The organism is Cricetibacter osteomyelitidis, assembly GCF_004340985.1.
Lineage (GTDB): Bacteria > Pseudomonadota > Gammaproteobacteria > Enterobacterales > Pasteurellaceae > Cricetibacter > Cricetibacter osteomyelitidis.
On record NZ_SLYB01000002.1, the window covers coordinates 122,158 to 141,999 of the forward strand.

The window sequence follows — 19,842 nt, forward strand, 5'->3', positions numbered from 1 at the left end:
TTTTTAACTAATAATCAATTAGGTTATTCTAGCTTTTTCTACATAATGAAATCCACTAAAATACACAGCGTTTTCAGGGTAACGCCCATTTTTATTCAACATCAGGAGAAGAAAATGAAAAATGTATTAGTGATTTCCGGACACCCTAATTTAAGCGAATCCGTGGCGAATAGCGTGATTTTAGACGAGCTGGCAAGCGGTCTGAAAAACGTAGAAATTCGCAAACTGGATCAGCTTTACCCGACCAAACAATTCGACATCGCTGCCGAGCAAGCGGCATTATTAAACGCCGATGTGATCGTCTTTCAATTTCCGTTTTCGTGGTACAGCCTGCCGGGCTTGATGAAATTATGGCTGGAAGAAGTGTTCCTGCACGGTTTTTCCCACGGTTCAAAAGGGCAATTAGGCGGTAAAAAATTGATCGTTTCCTTTACCACCGGCGCACCCAAAGCCGCTTACGCCAAAGATGCCGTAATGAAGCACGATGTGGAAGACTATATGTGCCAATTTGAAAGCACCGCAATCTTGTGCGGTTTGGAACTGCAAGCCCCGATTTACACCAACGGTGTCAGCTATTCCGCCCGTCAAACCGAAGAATTGATTGAAGTACAACGCCAAGCCGCCCGTGAGCACGCCCAACGCTTAATTGCGGCAATTCAGGCTGCTTAATCGTAGAAAATAATGTGGGGCGAAAGCCCCTTTTTTATAGCAAAATCAACCCATTAGGAGAAAATATGTTTGTTGTGAATGTAACCGTAACCCCAAGCGAATTAGCCGAAAAATGGCACGAACAGCACGTTCAATTCCTGAATGCTCAATATGAAAACGGCACATTTTTAATTTTTGGTCGCAGTAAAACCTATGAAAATCAAGCGGTAATCATCGCCAGAGCAGAAAGCCAAGCTGCACTGGAGCAGGCTTTTGCCCAAGATCCCTATATTCAGCACGGCTGTATGACGATTAAAATTGAAGAATTTAATGCGGCAAAAATCGCCGCCAATATCAGTGATTATGCGGTATAAAATAAGGAGAACAAAATGACAACATTAACCAACCAAACCGCGATTGTAACCGGTGCGGCAAGCGGTATCGGCTTGGCGATAGCGGTGCGTTTAGCCGAATTAGGGGCGAATGTCATCATTACCGGCAGAAATGCCGAAACCTTAAATGAAGCGGCAAAAGCACACCAAAATCTGACCGCACTTGCGGTGGATGTGGGCAATACAGACGGCGTGAAGACCCTGTTGGGTGAAGTGGCGCACCGTTTTGGGCGGCTGGATATTATCGTCAATAATGCCGGAATGGCACCGGTTACCCCGATTGGCGAGCAAACTTTAGAAGAATTTGATCGCGTATTTAACATCAATGTACGGGCGGTGGTGGATTTAACCCGTCAAGCCCTGCCAATGCTGAAAGCATCAAAAGGACGGATTATCAATATTTCGTCTGCGGTGGCAAATCAACCGTTACCGAATATGTCGGTCTATTCCGCCAGCAAAGCGGCACTGAAAACCTTGACGGCTGTGTGGGCAAAAGAGCTGGCAAAAGACGGCATTCGGGTAAATTCCGTGGCGGTCGGCCCGATTGAAACGCCGATTTATGAAAAAACCGACTTAACACCGGAGCAGGCACAGGCTCACAAAGATCGGGTAACGGCGTTAATTCCACTCGGTTATTTCGGACAACCGAAAGATATTGCCGATGTCGTGGCTTTCTTGAGCGGCGAACAATCCGCCTATATTACCGGTGCGGATATTGCCGTGGATGGCGGCTTTGGGATTTAAGCCTTTAAAAAGAGCGGTCGGTTTTTGGGGCGATTTTGCAGAAAACATTACCACCCCGACCGCTGGTTTTTATAACTCCGCCAGCCCTTTCATCACTTTGCACTGGCTTATGCGATGTGCTTCGCAATCTTGTAAATCGCTCAATGCCGCCCGAATCTGTTGCAGTTGGGCGATCTTGTCATCGATTTTACTCAAATGTTCCGCCAATAATAAATTGGCATTTTCGCAATCATTTTGTGGTTGCTGCTTTAATTGAACAAGGGCTTGGGTTTCTGCCACAGAAAAGCCGAGGGAGCGGCAGTTTTTGATAAATTGCAGCCGTTCGACTGCCGCCTGATCAAATAGTCGATAGCCATTTACCGCCCGTTCCGAGCGGATTAGTCCCACTTTTTCATAATAACGAATCGTCTCAAGGGAGAGACCGGTACGCTGGGTGAGTGCCTTAATATTAAATTTTTCTGTCATTTTATCTTGACCTTGTGCTAACAACAGGGTTTAGAGTATAAATCTGTTTGATTGGAAAAGGAACATTTTTATGGCTTGTCATCATCATTGCGCCACATCAACCGATGGCGAATTTTCCGGTGCTTATCGTCGTATATTATGGATTGTATTCGGCTTAAATGCGGCAATGTTTTTGGTTGAAATTGCTGCCGGCTGGCGGGCAAATTCGGTTTCCCTGCTGGCAGATAGCCTCGATTTTTTAGGCGATAGCGCCAATTATCTTATCAGCCTTATTGTGCTGGGCAAGGCACTGCAACTGCGTGCCAAAGCCGCCTTATTCAAAGGGCTGTCAATGGGTGTTGTGGGCATTTGGGTGCTTGTTACCACGCTTTACCACTTACTGCAGGGAGAAATGCCAAGCTATGGTGAAATGGGCGTGATTGGCACATTAGCCTGCCTTGCCAACCTGCTTTCGGCATGGCTGCTTTATCGCTTTCGCGAAGGCGATAGCAATATGCAAAGTGTGTGGCTTTGCTCACGCAATGACGCCATCGGCAACCTCGCTGTTATTGCCGCCGCCGTAGCGGTTTATTTCACCCAATCCAGATTCCCCGATTTATTGGTAGCGTTGATAATGGTCTGGCTATCCTTGAGCGCAAGTAAAACCGTTATTCAACAGGCATTGGGGGAGTTGAAAGGTGAATGTTGAAGGGAAAAGTGCGGTTAGTTTTGAGGAAATTTCTCAACGTATCTTTGCAATACTAAAAGAACTTGTCTCTACCGGCTCAACTATTTCTTCATATTGTATACTGAGCTGGTAGCGGTTGTCTTAATATCCGGTTTGGTATGCTAAGACAACCGCTACAGCCACAAAGACTAGGAATATTGATGTTTTATAATGAATCGGGATTACCAGTTATAGCTTACACCCAGCCAGAAGTTACGGCCTAGTTTATAACTGGTACCGGATGTGGCGGTTGTTCCGGTCGGACTGGAAATAGCCACTTTCCGGTTTAATACATTATTAATATCTACGGTAATTTCTAAGAATTGCTCTTTAAATGTTAGCTGTTTATATGAAAAACGCCAATCCAAGATAAAAGCGTTAGAATATTTTTTAGTAACATAATTATATACATCACCGTCATAATAGTTGCCACATAGTGCATTTCTAGAAGATGTTGTATCCGCACAATATAATGTTGAGCGCGTATATCCGGTATATGCCGCTGTGTAACTAAAACGCTGATTCCAATTTAAACGTAAGCCGGGAAAATAAGTATTAATAGATAAAAATGTATCCCAAGGCGTGTTATAGTCAAGGGAAGGTAAGCCATCAATATCATACCACTTATTGTCATAAATAGCTTTGGTTACACCGTTATGATCAAGAGAGGTAGCATCATAATACATATTATTTGATTTACTGCGAGTAACGGAAGCACCTAATTCCCAATCAATTTTTGCATATTTAAATTCTATCGGTTTAAGTGAGGAAGCGGACAATGTAAAGCTGTGGTTTTCACTACCACCACCGTTTACTAATTTTCGATATCGTGGTTTACCATTTGAATCATATTCCGTAGAACGAGTAAATTGATCACGCCCTTTACGGTGTACCCATTTTAATGTCCAAAGAGAATTTCCGATTTTTTGTGAAAAACCAAGTAATATTTCATCACTATAAGGTGTTTTTAAACCGGATACATCATAGGAGTTTGAAACACTTCCCGTTGTAGAAGCCGTTGTTGTCCAATCAGTTAGGCTTGTACCACTTAAAGTTCTTTTCTGTGTAATCTGAGTGCCAATACCATTGCGTAATTTATATGCCAAAATAGAACTCGCATAATAACGGTTTAAACCGGCAAAAATATGTGTTTTCTTATTCCCAAACACATCATAAGATGTGGAAAAACGCGGTGCAATGTCGTTATTACTTAAGAATTGGCTGCGATCAAAGCGTAAACCAAAAATTACATTTAAGCGCTTCCATTGCATACTGTCTTCCAAATAGAAAGAATAAACATTATCTTGAGCTTTCACATTACGTGCGGGAAACCATGTTCTTGTTGTTGCATATTGCTCACCGGCAATGCATTCAGTGCAGTTTGTTACATTTGCCGCATTGGTGGTTGAATACTTAGAATAAGTATAAACATCACTATCGCGCTTATATTTTGCATTAGCTAAATCAACTTGCCATCCAAAGCCGATTTTATGTTCTATGCTACCGGTATCAAAGGCATTAACTTCATAATCTTGTTTAACGCTATATGTTTCTTTTTTTGTGCTATATGTACCATATCCACCAATACGGCTACGTATACAAGTACCACTAGAATTTCTTACACTACACCAATCAATACTTGCTGTTTTATGGTAGTCGTGATAAGTCGTTCCGCCTTCATGTTCTATTTCATTACCTGTTCTTTTGTAACCAAATTGGGTTTTCATTTTTGCCCAAGAAAGATCGCGCTCCCAGTCTAAATTAAAGCTGATACCGCCGCCGGTATTTGTGAAATACCCGTTTTTAATATATTGTTTTGGATATTTAGACTCATGTGGTGAATACATTAAGGTTGCACGCCATAAATCACCGTTTTCAGGCAAATAAATTCCTTTTAATAAATAGGTTTCACTCATACGGCTTTGATTTTGCCACTCTTGAAGACCCGTATCATAAAAAGGCATTTTTGATTCGGTGCGATTGTAAGAAAATAAAAGTGCCGCTTTTTCATTTAATGGTTGGTTGACTTCAATACCATATTGCTCTTTTTTAAATTGCGGTTGGTTATAAATTTTTGTTGCTTGGTAAAACTCTTCTTTATCTGCTTCATCAATAAAATAATGAGCCCACGCATCACGACTGGTACGATAGAATACTCGTCCTTTATGACGATCAAAACTAGGATCTTTAATTTCTGCATTAATCACACCACCGGTAAAATTACCGTATTTTGCAGAAATATTACTGTCAAAGACCTCCACATTTTTTAACAAACCGGTGTCTAACCAAAAAGATTGAGTACCACCGGCAGGCAAATCATTTGGACTGTATCCATCAGGAGAAATAGCGCTTAACTGACCATTATTTGCCCCCGGATTGATATTATCATTGTTAGATAAACCATCAATAGTGTAATTATTGTTATAGAATTTTTCACCATGAATGGAAACTTCATTTGGTGCAATTTCGCCGGCAGTATTAGAACTGTCGGCACGATTGGCGAAACGAACAGAAGGATTGTTTTTTAATAATTCTGTGACATTGCCATTACCGGTAGGGCGGTTTTTGATCTGTTCTTCCGTAATTTTTTGCGTGCCAACTTGTTGACTGAATGGAGTGCTTGAAACAACAATAGTTTCAAGAGTTTCAGATGAGAAGTTTTCCGAAGATTCAGTTGTGCTATCGTCTTCAGCTAAGTTATCCTGTGTTGTGTTGTGTTTTCCTCGGCATATGCCAAAAAAGTCATATTGCCAAGCATGACAGTTGTAATAAATAATGCAATTTTTGTTTTTTGCATAGATGATTCCTACATATAGATATTAGATTCAGACCAAAAAAGTACGGTCAAAATGACCGCACTTTATATTAATTTATGTGCTAAAACGACATATCACTCAAAAAACAGAGCATCAATAAAAACTTCATTTGGATTAATAAAATTTAATAAGAATTATTATTGTTTATTATTTTATCACATGAAATTATTTTTTTCATACCGAAATATAGGTTATTTTATAGTAAAAATAAAATATCTAAGGTTTTTAGATAGTTCTTAAATTTTGCTCGTTTACTTCTTTTGAGTGGTTACAAACACTTTCACATTATCTGATGACAGTTTTTCTGCCATAGTTTTAAGATTCTCTAAGGTGATATTGTCCGCTAAATGTTGCATCTCACTGAGATATTGCGGAGTTTGGTATTTATTTTCGCTTAAAATCAAGCGATTCATCCAAGTATCCACCGATTCCAAACGGTTCTTTTCGCTTTCCATAAAAACGGTTTTTGCCTGTTTGACGTCTTGCTCGGTGATGTCTTTGGCAAAGGTTGCTAGGACTTTTTTCGCTTCATCTACTAATATTTGGGTGTTTTCCGGATTGGCAGTAAATTTCAATCCGCTTTCAATCCGCTGGGTTTCCGGATTTAAACGGCTTTCAAAACGCAAACTGTAAACGCCGGATTTGTTATCCCGCAACGCCAATTTTAATTTATTCGATGCAATATTTTGCAGTAAAGACACCACGACGGCATCTTTGCCTTGCCATTGTTGCGGTGTGAACCACCAAATATCCACATCATCTTTTGGTTCTAAATTAAAGGCAAATTGCTGTTCTGCACTGCCTGCCAACGGCAATAAGGGCTCTACCGTTAAGGTTTGTTGGCGCGGAATACTCGCCAGATTACGCACAATCTGCTCTTGCATTTGCTCTGCGGTGAGATTGTTGACAATATAATAGGTTACCGGTGCGGAAGTCATTATCTGCCATTGTCGATTCAAATCCTGAGCGGTTAATCTGTCTAAATCCGCTTTGTCTTTTGGTAAACTGTCGTTTTCATATTTGCCGAAACGAAACTCAGAGATAGCTTTGATTTTTTGCAATTCAAGGCTGTTTTCCTGCTGTAAATTAATTTGTTTTGTCAGCTCGTTTTTTATTTCATCCACACCGTCTTTTACTTGTGTTTCCCGCTGTGTTGCCACATATAAACGCAATAAATCCGCAAAATGTTCGTTATCGCTTTGACCGGATAAACTTAAAATACGGGCTTTTTGACTGATGTTTAAATTCACTTTATTGGTTTTTTTCCACAAATTTAGCTGTTCAATCCGCCAGTCTAACGGTGCATTTTGAGCAATTAATTGCGATGCTACTTGGCTTTGCCAGTTATTCAATTCTTTGGCTTGGAAACCAGCCGAACTTTGAGCGTTAAGATAGGTTTTATCTTTCGCTAATGGTGATTTCAACCAAACCACTTTATCGCCGTTTGATAGCATCCAGTGAATGACATTTTGTTCTGCAAATTGCGTTTCGTTGATTATTTTGCCTTGTTGTTTCAATGGCAATAAGGTCATCGGCACAATTTCTTTCTCTTGTTGCGGTGCTTCGAGCTTGGCTGTTTGAGCATTTTTCACCCATTGATTCACCATTTCTTGCGTGATTGGTTCAATTTGGCTGTCACGTGGCGGCTGATATTGCACGATACGATCTTGAGCGTTAAACCATTCATTTAACCGCTGTTGCACATCTGCAAGCGTGATGCTTTTCAGTAATGGATCGTTGAAATGTCCTAGTTCCGTTTGGGTCTTATACGGTTTATCCAACATCACCGTATTCATCATTACCTGCATCCAACTATCAAAATTTCGATCGTTATTACGTTTTTTCGCAAAATCCAGTTGTTCTTGAATTGGTGCGATTTGCTTATCCAATTCGGCTTGAGTGAACGGATATTGTTTAACCCGTTCGATTTCCAATAAAATTTGTTGCAATGCAAGCGAATGAGCTTGGTTTTCTACGGCGGCAAAAATACCCAAAATTCCTGTGTGATTGCCGAGTTCCGATTTACGCACCATCAAGGCCTTCACATCTTTCGGCAGGTTTTCTTGTTGATTGCGAACGCGCTGGGTCAGCATTGCCAATGTGAGGCGATCAATCAAACGGTTACGCGATGATTGTTCACCTGTCCCTTTGCCGGCGCTTTCATCGAACCGCCAAATATATGCCACTTGGCTTACGCCACAGCGTGGGTCTTGCAGTTTGTTGATACGTAAATTATTGGTGAGCTGCGGGTCGATATAATCACGATTTGGTACCGCTTTGTTTGGTGTATTGCCGAAATATTTTTGCAATAATGCTACCGCACTTTTTTCATCCACATCCCCCATAATCAAGGCTTGCATATTATTCGGCACATACCAAATATGATAGAAATCTTGCAATTCCGTTGCCGGCATTTGTTCAATGGCTTGTTGTGTACCGATTACCGGACTGCGGGTATAGCGGGAATTATAACGTACGGAATTATTTCGCATTTCCGCCATTCTTGAGCCTACACCTTGACCGGAACGCCATTCCTCAGTGATGATTTTGCGTTCTTTATCCAAATCTGCTTGTGTCAGGTTGGCGTGTAATAGCATTTGAGATGCTACTTGCAAGACTTGATCTAAGTCGGCACCTTGTGGAGGCGTGTACATGTAAGTGGTTGAAACGGCATTAGTTACAGCATTATAATTTTTTGCCCGCACCCATTTGTTGGCGTGCAAATAATCCATTACCCCTTGCGGAAAGGCTTGCGTAGCACGGAATACCATATGCTCGACCATATGAGCAACGCCGTGTTGGTGATCTTTTTGATCCACCGATCCGGCATCCACTTTGATCCGAACTTCCAAACGACCTTTGTCTTTATGCAGAGGTAAAATAGTATAGCGAAAACCGTTATCCAATTTACCCTGAATAGGCTGGCTCACTTCTGCCATGGCAGAAACGGAAAAAACAGCTAAAAATAATCCGAAAAATAACCGCACTTTTGGCTCCAAGTTTGTTGAAGATAAATCCAAATGTCGGATTATAGCGTATTTTATGCTATCCTTAAGCAAATTTTTTATTAGATTGAGAAGCAAAAATGAAACTGAATTACCATAAAACCCATTTTCTCACCAGTGCACCGGATATCCGCCATTTACCTGAGGACACGGGTATTGAAATTGCCTTCGCAGGTCGTTCCAATGCGGGAAAATCCACTTCTTTAAACGCATTGACCAATCAAAAAAACTTAGCCCGCACCTCTAAAACACCGGGGCGTACGCAGTTGATCAATTTATTTGAAGTGGAACCCAATTGTAAGCTGGTGGATTTGCCGGGTTATGGCTATGCCGCCGTGCCGGAACAGATGAAAATTAAATGGCAAAAAGCACTGGGCGAATATTTGCAAAAACGCGAATGTCTGCAAGGCGTGGTAATTTTAATGGATATCCGCCACCCTTTAAAAGATTTGGATCAGCAAATGATTGAATGGGTGGTATCGTCGGATTTGCCGGTGTTATTGCTATTGACCAAAGCGGATAAACTCAGCCAAAGTGCCCGCAGTAAGCAGGTGAAAATGGTACGTGAAGCAATTTTACCGTTTCAAGGGAATATTCAAGTGGAAGCCTACTCGGCATTAAATCGAATCGGTATTGATAAACTTTCGGCTAAATTGGACGAGTGGTTTAGCGGGAATTTTTCGCAAGAATAATTTGTTCTAACTTTTGTGCAAATTCCGCCGGATTTTCGCTGTGTGCGTTATGTCCGGCGTTGGAAATCAAGGTTAAATTCAGTTGATTGGCTAGTGCCATTTGGCGGAATTTTTGATCTTTTTCTCCGCAAAAATAATAAATCGGCAGTAAAATCGACCGCACTTTTTCGCGAAAATCCGGTTGTACCGCAAGGGATGTGGCTTGCAGCATTTGAGCTATATTAGCTCCGCAATTGCCTTTACGTTGATGAATTAAACTTTGTCGCTGTTCAAGCGTTAAATGAGCAAACACCGGTTGTTGATACCAATCATCCAGCACGGTTTCTGCGGGTTCTTGAGCAAAACGTGTTGCCCAAGCCAAATCATTTTGCCGGCGGGCTTGTTTTTCCGCATCCGTTAGCAAACCAAGATTAGCTCCTTCTAAAATCAAACCTTTTAAATTACTTGTTTTTTGATGTTGTAACGCATAATACAATGCAATACGTCCGCCCAAAGAATAACCTACTAAATAATAAGGTTCTTCATTAACCAATTTTTGAATTTTATCGGCAAGATAGTCGCAAATATCGTCAAAATTCTGCACATTCATTGATTTAGCCTCACCGTGTAACGGTAAATCCAACGCCATACAATAAAAGTGCGGTAGTTTTTCAATGACTTTTTGCCAATCGGATTTTGTGCCAAGCAAGCCGTGGAGAAAGATGATATACATAGATTTTTTGCAGGGAAATAAAAAAGTGAGCATATTATGCCCACTCTACGATTAAATATCTAAATTCGCGTGTAATGCGTTGGTTTCGATAAACTCGCGACGGGGTTCTACTTCGTCACCCATTAAGGTAGTGAATAGCTGGTCTGCCGCTACCGCATCTTTAATGGACACTTTCAACATACGGCGGGCGTTCGGATCCATTGTGGTTTCCCATAATTGTTCCGCGTTCATTTCGCCTAATCCTTTATAACGCTGCACGGAGAGACCGCGGCGGGATTCTTTCACCAACCAATCAATGGCTTCGGCAAAAGATTTCACCGGCACTTTGCGTTCACCACGCATAATGAAAGCTGTTTCATCTAACAGGTTATCCAATTGTTTCGCCAATTTCACAATACGGGCATATTCGTTACCTTTGGCAAAGTGATAGTCTAGGAAATAATCCGTATCAATACCGTGCGTACGCACAGTGACCACCGTATCATAAGAACTACGTTCGTTGTTAAATTGAATGCGATAGCTGTAATGATTGCCGCTGCTTTCTTTTGCAGTGAGTTTTTCTACTAAAGATTTTGCCCAAGAATCCACCGCACTTTCATCTTGCATTAAGGTTTCCGTTAATTCCGGGTGATAAATCAATTCGTTTAAAATAGCGGTCGGATAACGGTGGGATAAACGGTCAATCATTTTTTGTACGCCGTTATATTCGGACACCAAATTTTCCAACGCCAGGCCGCTCATTGCCGGGGCATTTTCATTTACATATAAAGATGCGCCGTCTAAGGCAATAGCCAACTCGTATTGAGTCATTGCTTCATCATCTTTAATATATTGTTCCTGTTTGCCTTTTTTCACTTTATAAAGCGGAGGTTGAGCAATATATACGTAACCGCGTTCGATTAATTCCGGCATTTGACGATAGAAAAATGTCAGTAATAACGTACGAATATGAGAACCGTCCACGTCCGCATCGGTCATAATAATGATGTTGTGATAACGCAGTTTGTCCGGATTGTATTCGTCACGACCGATACCGCAGCCCAAGGCGGTGATCAATGTGCCTACTTCTTGCGATGATAGCATCTTGTCAAAACGGGCTTTTTCTACGTTCAGAATTTTTCCTTTGAGCGGTAAAATCGCTTGGTTTTTGCGGTTTCGTCCTTGTTTTGCCGAACCGCCCGCAGAGTCCCCTTCCACGATATATAACTCGGAAAGTGCCGGATCCCGTTCTTGGCAGTCCGCTAATTTACCCGGCAAACCGCCGATTTCCAATACGCTTTTGCGGCGTGTCATTTCGCGGGCTTTACGTGCCGCCTCACGGGCACGAGCCGCTTCTTGGATTTTGCTCACAATGATTTTCGCATCATTCGGATTTTCCAATAAATAATCCTGCAAACGTTCGCCCATTGCAGATTCCACCGCGCCTTTCACTTCTGACGATACCAATTTTTCTTTGGTTTGTGATGAGAATTTGGGATCCGGCACTTTCACGGAAACAATCGCCACTAGACCTTCGCGGGCATCGTCACCGGATGTGGCCACTTTGTCTTTTTTATTGGCTTTGCTGGCGTTGTCTTCCATATATTTATTTAACACACGGGTTAACGCACCGCGGAAACCGGCTAAGTGTGTACCGCCGTCCCGTTGCGGGATGTTATTGGTAAAACAATACACATTTTCTTGATAGCCGTCATTCCACTGTAACGCCACTTCCACGCCGATATCATCTTTTTCAGTGCTGAAATAAAAGGCTTTTTCGTGAATCGGAGTTTTATTTTTATTTAAATATTCTACGAATGCCTGAATACCGCCCTCGTAATGGAAATGATCTTGGCGGTCATTGCGTTTGTCGATTAATTTAATGGAAACGCCGGAATTTAAAAATGACAATTCACGCAAGCGTTTGGCTAAAATATCGTATTCAAATTCGGTAATAGTAAAGATTTGCGGACTTGGCCAGAAACGCACAGTAGTACCGGTTTTATCCGTCGAACCTTTTGATTCTAACGGTGCTTCCGGTTCACCCAAATGATAAATTTGTTCGTGCACTTTGCCTTCGCGGTAAATTGTCAGTTGCAATTTATCGGATAAGGCGTTCACTACTGATACACCCACGCCGTGCAAACCGCCGGAAACTTTATAAGAGTTATCGTCAAATTTACCGCCGGCGTGTAATACTGTCATAATAACTTGTGCCGCAGACACGCCTTCTTCTTCGTGAATCCCGACAGGAATACCGCGGCCATCGTCTTGCACGGAAACGGAGTTATCGGCGTGGATCGTTACGATAATATCTTTACAATAGCCTGCTAACGCTTCGTCGATGGCATTATCCACCACTTCAAAAACCATATGATGTAAACCGGTGCCGTCATCGGTATCGCCGATGTACATACCGGGACGTTTACGCACCGCATCAAGCCCTTTTAAAACTTTGATGCTGGATGCACCATATTCCGTATTTTCAGTGTTATTTGACATAGTTTTTCTCTTATTTTTATAAGGATTTTTATTTGTAAAGAATTTGAAAGATTATAGCAGATTTTCAACAGATTAGCACGGTGAAAATTAAACGAAAAACAACCGCACTTCAGCGGTTATTCACAGCTAAAGTGTGGTTCGGTTTAAGAAGGTTTTAGGGGATTACGCCACTAATTGTTTTAAGATACGGCGGATTGGCTCTGCCGCCCCCCATAATAATTGGTCGCCCACGGTAAATGCCGCTAAATATTCAGGGCCCATTGCCAATTTACGTAAACGACCTACCGGTATGCTTAATGTACCGGTAACTTTCGCTGGCGTGAGTTCGCGTAAAGTGGTTTCTTTGTCGTTTGGAATCACTTTCACCCATTCGTTGTGAGATGCCAGGATTTTCTCAATTTCATCTAACGGCACATCTTGTTTTAATTTGATGGTGAAGGCTTGGCTGTGGCAACGCAATGCACCGATACGCACGCATAAACCGTCAACCGGAATCGGGTTGTCGCTTAGACCTAAAATTTTATTAGTTTCCGCATAACCTTTCCATTCTTCTTTGGTTTGACCGCTTGGTAATAATTTGTCGATCCAAGGAATTAATGAACCTGCTAATGCCGCGCCGAAGTTATCGATCGGGAAGTCGTCAGCACGCATACGTGCTGTAACTTTACGTTCAATATCTAAGATTGATGATGCCGGATTTGTAAGATCAGCAGAAACAGATTGTTCTAATAACCCCATTTGCGACACTAATTCACGCATGTTTTTCGCACCGGCACCGGATGCCGCCTGATAGGTCGCGACCGAAACCCATTCAACCAAATCACGTTCAAACAAACCGCCTAATGCCATTAACATTAGGCTTACAGTACAGTTGCCGCCTACGAAAGTTTTAATGCCGTTTTTCAAACCATCGGAAATTACGTGTTGGTTTACCGGATCTAATACGATGATGGCATCTTTTTCCATGCGTAATGCAGAAGCTGCATCCACCCAATAACCCTTCCAGCCGGCCGCACGTAATTTAGGATACACTTCATTCGTGTAATCGCCGCCTTGACAGGTTACGATAATATCTTGGGTTTTTAACGCCTCAACATCGTTTGCATCTAATAATACGCCTGTATCTTTATCGGCAAAAGTCGGGGCTTTTTGACCTACTTGCGATGTGGTAAAGAACGTTGGGTTGATATTGGCGAAGTCATTTTCATCTTTCATACGGTCCATCAATACTGAACCGACCATACCGCGCCAACCGATAAAACCGACATTTTTCATAATTGTTTTCCTTAATTGTTAAAGTTAGATTTGTTGTGTTTGAATAGGTTAATTAATTACAAGATCACCCCGATAAAATCAAGTGTTTTTTTGTTGTTTTTTAATAAAAATAAATAAACGTTAAGATTTTTTACAAAATAAACAAGATTGATTAAATTTCTTTTGCTTACAACGGTTGAACAAAAATTGCCGAACGTTATACAATAATTCCATAAATTCACTGAAAAAAGGATATAAAATGGCTGATCCGCATATTCAATCACCGATGGATGCGTTAGATAATCTTACTGTGATTATTTACCGCTCAGGCTTTGTTTTAGCCGCAATTTTCACCGCACTTTTGCCTTTCCAACCGGAAATCGCCAAAATTGGCATCTTAATTTCAGCAATTTGCTGTGCTTCATCACTGCATATTTATCTGAAAAATTTCCGCTTATTACTGCAAATGGCGACTTGGATCGCATTGGTATTTTATCTGCTGGGATTCCCGCTTATTGCTCTCGGCGGTGCATTGCTTACTATCGGCGGGTTATGTTTTAAAGAATATTTCTGCTTCCGCGTATTTGGCTTAAACTTCCAACCGATTTTTGTGGCAGGACTATGGTTTTCTTTAGCTTTTCGATTATCTCTCGGCGTACAGATTTTTTCTGCCATCGCAGGATTATTGCTGTTAGTATTGAGTATTCAAAAATGGCGAATGCCACTGCATTTTGATATTGGCGATAAGACGAAGTATCAGGTATAAATAAAAAACAACCCTTTATTGTGTAAGCAATAAAGGGTTTTAGTTTGAGTGATATATTACGCCCCAATCAAACGATAAAGTGCGGTGTCTTTTCGGTCTAAATAGTGCATTGATTGGATGCGACGAATGGTGCGGGAACGTCCACGGATCACTAAGGTTTCAGTGGATGCCAGGTTGCCTTTGCGATGGATGCCTTTGAGCAAATCGCCGTTGGTGATGCCGGTGGCAGAGAACACGATATTGTCGTCACGCACTAAGTCGGTGAGTTGTAATACGCTATTTACTTCCACGCCCATTTCTTTGCAGCGACGGATTTCATCAGCGGCTAATCGTTGGTTTTCTTCACTATCGCCTTTCACTTGATTACGGGGAATTAAGCGGGCTTGCATTTCACCGCCTAAAGCACGAATTGCCGCCGCGGCAACCACTCCTTCCGGTGCGCCGCCGATGCCGTAAAGCATATCCACTTCACCATCGGGCAGGCAGCATAATACGGAAGCCGCAACATCGCCGTCAGGAATTGCCATCACTCGCACACCAAGATTTTGCATTTGTTTAATCACTTCGGTGTGACGGGGTTTATCCAGCGTTGCCACGGTGAGTTGAGAAAGCAGTTTGCCCATTTTAGATGCTACGCGGCGTAGGTTTTGCTCTAAGGATAGGTTTAAGTCAATCATCCCCTTGGCTTGCGGACCGACGACTAATTTTTCCATATACATATCGGGTGCCTGCAAGAAGGTATTTTCGCCACCTGCGGCTAATACGGCAATAGCATTGGCTTGTCCCATTGCGGTCATGCGAGTACCGTCGATAGGATCAACGGCGATAGTGACTTTCTCTCCGATACCGGATTCAACACCGCTACCCACTTTTTCACCGATATATAACATCGGTGCTTTGTCGATTTCACCTTCGCCGATCACAATTTCGCCTTGCATTTCGATTTTGTTCAACATAAATCGCATTGCACTCACGGCGGCATCGTCCGCCGCATTTTTATTCCCACGTCCTAACCAGGCAAATCCCGCTAAAGCGGCGGCTTCGGTCACTCTTGAAAATTCAATGGCTAATGCTCTGTTCATTTTTTGATCCTTAATTAGAAAAATAAAATTAGTTTATTCTACCACCACAAAATCCGTTAAGTAATGGAATTACTCGAAAATAGGTAAATTTTCTAATTTATTTGGATTTGCTGTTTAATAATCGTGGTAACTAGGCTAGAATAATGCAATATTGATAATTCGAACCCAATTAAAGGAAGTGGCAAATGTCTTTTGAAATTTTAGATCAATTAGAAGCAAAAATTAAACAAGCGGTTGAAACCATCGAATTGCTTCAATTAGAACTTGAAGAAAAAAACGAACGCATCAATCAGTTAGACGCTGAAAAAAATAACGTGTGTCAGGAACGTGATACATTACGTAACGAAAACGAGCAATTACGCAATGAACATAATAACTGGCAGGAACGTTTACGTTCATTGTTAGGTAAAATTGATAACGTTTAATTTATCGTTAATTTTTAAACCCGTTATTGAAAAATAGCGGGTTTTTTATCAAATTTCTCCGAAATATTATGGATTTTAACGATTTTAAGCTGTTTTTACATTTAGTCGAAAGCCGTAATTTCAGCAAAAGTGCAGTGCAAAATCACATGTCGCCGTCCACTTTTACTCGGCAAATTCAACGGTTGGAAGAGGAGTTGGGGCAAACCTTGTTTTTTCGTGATAACCGACAAGTGGAACTCACGGAAGCAGGTGAACGATTTTTGCCTTTCGCTCAAGCTCAATGGCAACAATGGCAGCAGTTTAAACATGATTTTCAATCGGAACAAACAGAGCTTTCCGGTGAACTGCATTTGTTCTGCTCGGTCACCGCGTCATATAGTCATTTACCGCAAATTCTCAGCCATTTTCGCAGCCGCTATCCGAAAGTGGAAATTCAGCTTACTACCGGCGATCCTGCTATGGCATTGCATAATATTCAAACACAGCAATCGGATGTGGCCTTATCCGGTCGACCATTGAATTTGCCCTCCGGCGTGGAATTTCATTATATTGATGATATTGATTTGGCATTAATCGCTCCGCGAGTGGCTTGCGTGTCCACCCAATTATTGCAGCAATCACCGATTGATTGGCAGCAAGTGCCGTTTATTCTGCCGGTGGAAGGTCCGGCCCGTCAACGTATCGACCAATGGTTTAAGCAGAAGAAAATCAAACACCCGAAAATTTATGCTACGGTCAGTGGTCACGAAGGTATTGTACCGATGGTGGCACTAGGCTTTGGTTTAGCCATGTTGCCGGATGTGGTGATTAAACATAGTCCGATGAATACCCAGGTATCTTACTTGGAAACGGATATTCCGATAGAGCCGTTTGAGCTTGGCATTTGCGTACAAAAAAAGCGTTTAAATGATCCGTTGATCAAGGCATTCTGGCAGAGTTTGGAATAAAAAACGAAAAAGTGCGGTGATTTTGACCGCACTTTTGCAACGCCCTGCTTTCCGCTATAATATCCTTCAATTTCAATCAGTCAAAAAAGCAATTCTTATGGACAATAACCTTCAACAGCATACGCCGATGATGGCACAATATCTCAAACTCAAAGCGGAAAATCCCGATATTCTGTTGTTTTACAGAATGGGGGATTTTTACGAGCTGTTTTATGATGATGCGAAAAAAGCATCTGCCTTGTTGGATATTTCCTTAACAAAACGCGGGCAGTCGGCAGGGCAGCCGATTCCTATGGCCGGCGTGCCTTATCACGCAGTAGAAGGCTACTTGGCGAAGCTAGTGCAGTTGGGGGAGCCTGTGGCTATTTGTGAACAGGTGGGCGATCCTGCCACCAGCAAAGGGCCGGTGGAGCGTAAGATTGTGCGGGTGGTTACGCCGGGAACCGTAAGCGATGAAGCGTTGCTGCCGGAACGGCAGGATAACTTGATCGCCGCCGTGTATCAGGAAAAAGACCGTTTCGGCTTGGCAACGCTGGATATGACGTCCGGTCGTTTTCAGTTGAGCGAACAAGAAAGTGCGGTGAGTTTGCAGGCAGAATTGCAGCGTATCGCTCCGGTGGAATTGCTGTATTGCGAAGAAATGGATGATCGTCGCGTAATTGAACAGGTGAAAAGCCTACGCCGCCGTCCGGTGTGGGAGTTTGAACTCACTACCGCCATTAAGTTGTTAAATACTCAATTCGGTACCAAAGATCTGCGAGCATTCGGGGTAGAAAAAGCGGTGCTGGGATTGTGTGCGGCGGGCTGTTTGCTGCAATATGCCAAAGAAACCCAACGCACTGCACTGCCGCATATTCAAAGCATCAGCTTGTTGCAAAATAGCGACAATGTGCTGTTAGATGCCGCAACCCGCCGTAATTTGGAATTGACGGTAAATTTAGCGGGCGGCACAGAGAATACTTTAGCATCGGTGCTGGATCATTGCGTAACCCCAATGGGTAGCCGTTTATTAAAACGATGGATCCATCAGCCTATCCGCAATGTGGAAAAATTACAACAACGCCAGCAAGCCATTCAATCTATTTTGCAAAATGAGCTGGTTAATGAACTGCAGCCTTTATTGCATCAAGTGGGTGATATGGAGCGAATTTTGGCTCGCGTGGCATTACGCACCGCGCGACCGCGGGATTTAACAAGATTACGCTCTGCCTTAGAACAAATTCCGGCTATTCAGCAAATTATCAAAATTTCGCCGAATTTAACCGCTCTTTCACAACAAATTAATGAATTTCCCGAGCTTTGCGATTTATTGCAACGGGCGATTATCGACAGCCCACCGCTATTGATCCGTGACGGCGGTGTCATTGCACCGGGCTATCACGTAGAATTAGACGAATGGCGTAGCCTGGCGGATGGAGCGACGCAGTATTTAGATGATTTGGAATTGCGTGAACGAGAGGCCACAGGTATCGATACCTTAAAAATAGGTTTCAATGCGGTGCACGGCTATTACATTCAAATCAGCCAAGGGCAGGCACACAAAGCCCCTATTCATTATGTTCGCCGTCAGACATTGAAAAATGCGGAACGCTATATTATTCCCGAACTGAAAACCTATGAAGACAAAGTGCTAAAAGCCAAGGGTGCCAGTCTGGCTCTGGAAAAGCAGTTGTATGATGAAATTTTCGATCAATTATTACCGCACTTAGGGGCATTACAGTTAGCGGGTATTGCTTTGGCAGAATTAGATGCTTTGGCCAACCTGGCAGAGCGGGCGGACTGTTTGAATTATGTATGTCCGGAGTTTTCCGATGAAATCGGGCTCGACATTGAAAACGGTCGTCACCCTGTGGTAGAGCGAGTGTTGAAAGAGCCGTTTATCGCTAATCCCTTGTTGCTTAATCCGCAAAGGCATTTACTTATTATCACCGGCCCGAATATGGGCGGTAAAAGTACCTATATGCGACAAACGGCATTGATTGTTTTAATGGCTTATATCGGCAGTTTTGTACCGGCGGAAAAAGCGGTGATCGGCCCTGTTGACCGCATTTTTACCCGTATCGGTGCATCGGATGATTTGGCTTCCGGCCGTTCTACCTTTATGGTGGAAATGACGGAAATGGCGAACATTTTGCATCAAGCGACCTATCAAAGTTTAGTGCTGATTGATGAAATCGGTCGCGGCACATCCACTTATGACGGTTTATCTTTGGCTTGGGCTTGTGCGGAATGGTTAGCGAAAAAACTGCGTTCGCTCACCTTGTTTGCCACTCATTATTTTGAACTCACCGTGTTGCCGGAACAGCTTGCGGGCACGGCAAATGTGCATTTGGATGCCTTGGAACACGATAACACCATTGCCTTTATGCACGCCGTACAAGACGGAGCAGCCAGCCGCAGCTACGGTTTAGCCGTGGCTGCACTGGCCGGTGTGCCGCAAAATGTGATTAAGCTGGCAAAACAAAAATTGCATCAGCTGGAAAAACTTTCCCAGCAAAATAATAATCAAACGGTACAAGATCTGCGAACATTCAATCAACAACAAGGCGAACTTACTTTAATGGCGGAAGACGACAGTAAAACCGCTGTCTGGGAAATGTTAGAACAGCTTGATCCGGATGAACTCAGCCCGAAACAGGCGTTGGCGTATTTGTATCAGTTGAAAAAGCTGGTGTAAAAAACAAACCCACCTGATTTTAGAAATTAG

General features: G+C 42.5%; 16 protein-coding genes. 9 read left to right on the top strand and 7 right to left on the bottom strand.

Going from position 1 to position 19,842, the window contains the following annotated elements:
- The first annotated feature begins 114 nt into the window (after positions 1-114).
- The 3 genes from EDC44_RS01720 to EDC44_RS01730 all read left to right on the top strand — a co-directional run bounded on the left by EDC44_RS01720 (position 115) and on the right by EDC44_RS01730 (position 1,784).
- Positions 115-669 (top strand): NAD(P)H-dependent oxidoreductase, encoded by a 555-nt coding sequence (locus tag EDC44_RS01720; protein ID WP_131974758.1) that lies wholly within the window; start codon positions 115-117, stop codon positions 667-669.
- 65 nt (positions 670-734) lie between these two features.
- A complete protein-coding gene (locus EDC44_RS01725; protein WP_131974760.1) occupies positions 735-1,022 on the top strand; it encodes a YciI family protein in 288 nt (95 codons plus the stop codon).
- Positions 1,023-1,037: 15 nt separating this feature from the next.
- Entirely contained in the window at positions 1,038-1,784 is a 747-nt protein-coding gene (locus EDC44_RS01730; protein ID WP_131974762.1) for an SDR family NAD(P)-dependent oxidoreductase, read from the top strand.
- Positions 1,785-1,853: 69 nt separating this feature from the next.
- On the opposite strand, the gene EDC44_RS01735 is transcribed toward EDC44_RS01730, so the two are convergent.
- Positions 1,854-2,249, bottom strand: a complete 396-nt coding sequence (locus EDC44_RS01735; protein WP_131974764.1) for a MerR family DNA-binding protein — start codon at positions 2,247-2,249, stop codon at positions 1,854-1,856.
- A gap of 70 nt (positions 2,250-2,319) precedes the next feature.
- Here EDC44_RS01735 and EDC44_RS01740 point away from each other — a divergent pair, with 70 nt between their 5' ends.
- Complete coding sequence (locus EDC44_RS01740) at positions 2,320-2,937, top strand: cation efflux transmembrane domain-containing protein (protein WP_131974766.1); 618 nt, start codon at positions 2,320-2,322, stop codon at positions 2,935-2,937.
- 200 nt (positions 2,938-3,137) lie between these two features.
- Here the strand turns inward: EDC44_RS01740 and EDC44_RS01745 are convergent, their stop codons facing one another.
- Complete coding sequence (locus tag EDC44_RS01745) at positions 3,138-5,759, bottom strand: TonB-dependent receptor plug domain-containing protein (RefSeq protein ID WP_165870212.1); 2,622 nt, start codon at positions 5,757-5,759, stop codon at positions 3,138-3,140.
- A gap of 263 nt (positions 5,760-6,022) precedes the next feature.
- Positions 6,023-8,758, bottom strand: coding sequence for a M16 family metallopeptidase (locus EDC44_RS01750; protein WP_243647876.1), 2,736 nt, complete (start codon positions 8,756-8,758; stop codon positions 6,023-6,025).
- A 98-nt stretch (positions 8,759-8,856) separates the two neighbouring features.
- Between EDC44_RS01750 and yihA the strand changes: the two genes are divergently transcribed.
- Positions 8,857-9,468 carry a ribosome biogenesis GTP-binding protein YihA/YsxC gene (gene yihA, locus EDC44_RS01755; protein WP_131974770.1) on the top strand — a complete coding sequence of 204 codons (612 nt, stop codon included), beginning with the start codon at positions 8,857-8,859 and terminating at the stop codon, positions 9,466-9,468.
- On the opposite strand, the gene menH is transcribed toward yihA, so the two are convergent.
- The 3 genes from menH to asd all read right to left on the bottom strand — a co-directional run bounded on the left by menH (position 9,443) and on the right by asd (position 13,936).
- Complete coding sequence (menH, locus tag EDC44_RS01760; protein ID WP_131974771.1) at positions 9,443-10,180, bottom strand: 2-succinyl-6-hydroxy-2,4-cyclohexadiene-1-carboxylate synthase; 738 nt, start codon at positions 10,178-10,180, stop codon at positions 9,443-9,445. The two genes, yihA and menH, sit on opposite strands and share 26 nt — an antisense overlap.
- Before the next feature lie 51 nt (positions 10,181-10,231).
- Positions 10,232-12,661, bottom strand: coding sequence for a DNA topoisomerase (ATP-hydrolyzing) subunit B (gyrB, locus tag EDC44_RS01765; protein WP_131974773.1), 2,430 nt, complete (start codon positions 12,659-12,661; stop codon positions 10,232-10,234).
- A gap of 162 nt (positions 12,662-12,823) precedes the next feature.
- Complete coding sequence (gene asd, locus EDC44_RS01770; protein WP_131974775.1) at positions 12,824-13,936, bottom strand: aspartate-semialdehyde dehydrogenase; 1,113 nt, start codon at positions 13,934-13,936, stop codon at positions 12,824-12,826.
- Positions 13,937-14,174: 238 nt separating this feature from the next.
- Here asd and EDC44_RS01775 point away from each other — a divergent pair, with 238 nt between their 5' ends.
- Complete coding sequence (locus EDC44_RS01775) at positions 14,175-14,681, top strand: DUF2301 domain-containing membrane protein (protein WP_131974777.1); 507 nt, start codon at positions 14,175-14,177, stop codon at positions 14,679-14,681.
- Positions 14,682-14,737: 56 nt separating this feature from the next.
- Here EDC44_RS01775 and glpX read toward each other — a convergent pair whose 3' ends face one another.
- The gene (gene glpX / locus EDC44_RS01780; RefSeq protein WP_131974779.1) at positions 14,738-15,763 is read right to left on the bottom strand and encodes a class II fructose-bisphosphatase; all 1,026 of its coding nucleotides are present in this window, start codon (positions 15,761-15,763) and stop codon (positions 14,738-14,740) included.
- Between the two features lie 185 nt (positions 15,764-15,948).
- Here glpX and zapB point away from each other — a divergent pair, with 185 nt between their 5' ends.
- The 3 genes from zapB to mutS all read left to right on the top strand — a co-directional run bounded on the left by zapB (position 15,949) and on the right by mutS (position 19,812).
- The gene (gene zapB / locus EDC44_RS01785) at positions 15,949-16,188 is read left to right on the top strand and encodes a cell division protein ZapB (RefSeq protein WP_131974781.1); all 240 of its coding nucleotides are present in this window, start codon (positions 15,949-15,951) and stop codon (positions 16,186-16,188) included.
- Between the two features lie 68 nt (positions 16,189-16,256).
- Positions 16,257-17,135 carry an HTH-type transcriptional activator IlvY gene (gene ilvY, locus EDC44_RS01790; protein ID WP_131974783.1) on the top strand — a complete coding sequence of 293 codons (879 nt, stop codon included), beginning with the start codon at positions 16,257-16,259 and terminating at the stop codon, positions 17,133-17,135.
- 97 nt (positions 17,136-17,232) lie between these two features.
- Positions 17,233-19,812, top strand: coding sequence for a DNA mismatch repair protein MutS (gene mutS / locus EDC44_RS01795; RefSeq protein ID WP_131974785.1), 2,580 nt, complete (start codon positions 17,233-17,235; stop codon positions 19,810-19,812).
- The last annotated feature ends 30 nt before the right edge of the window (positions 19,813-19,842 follow it).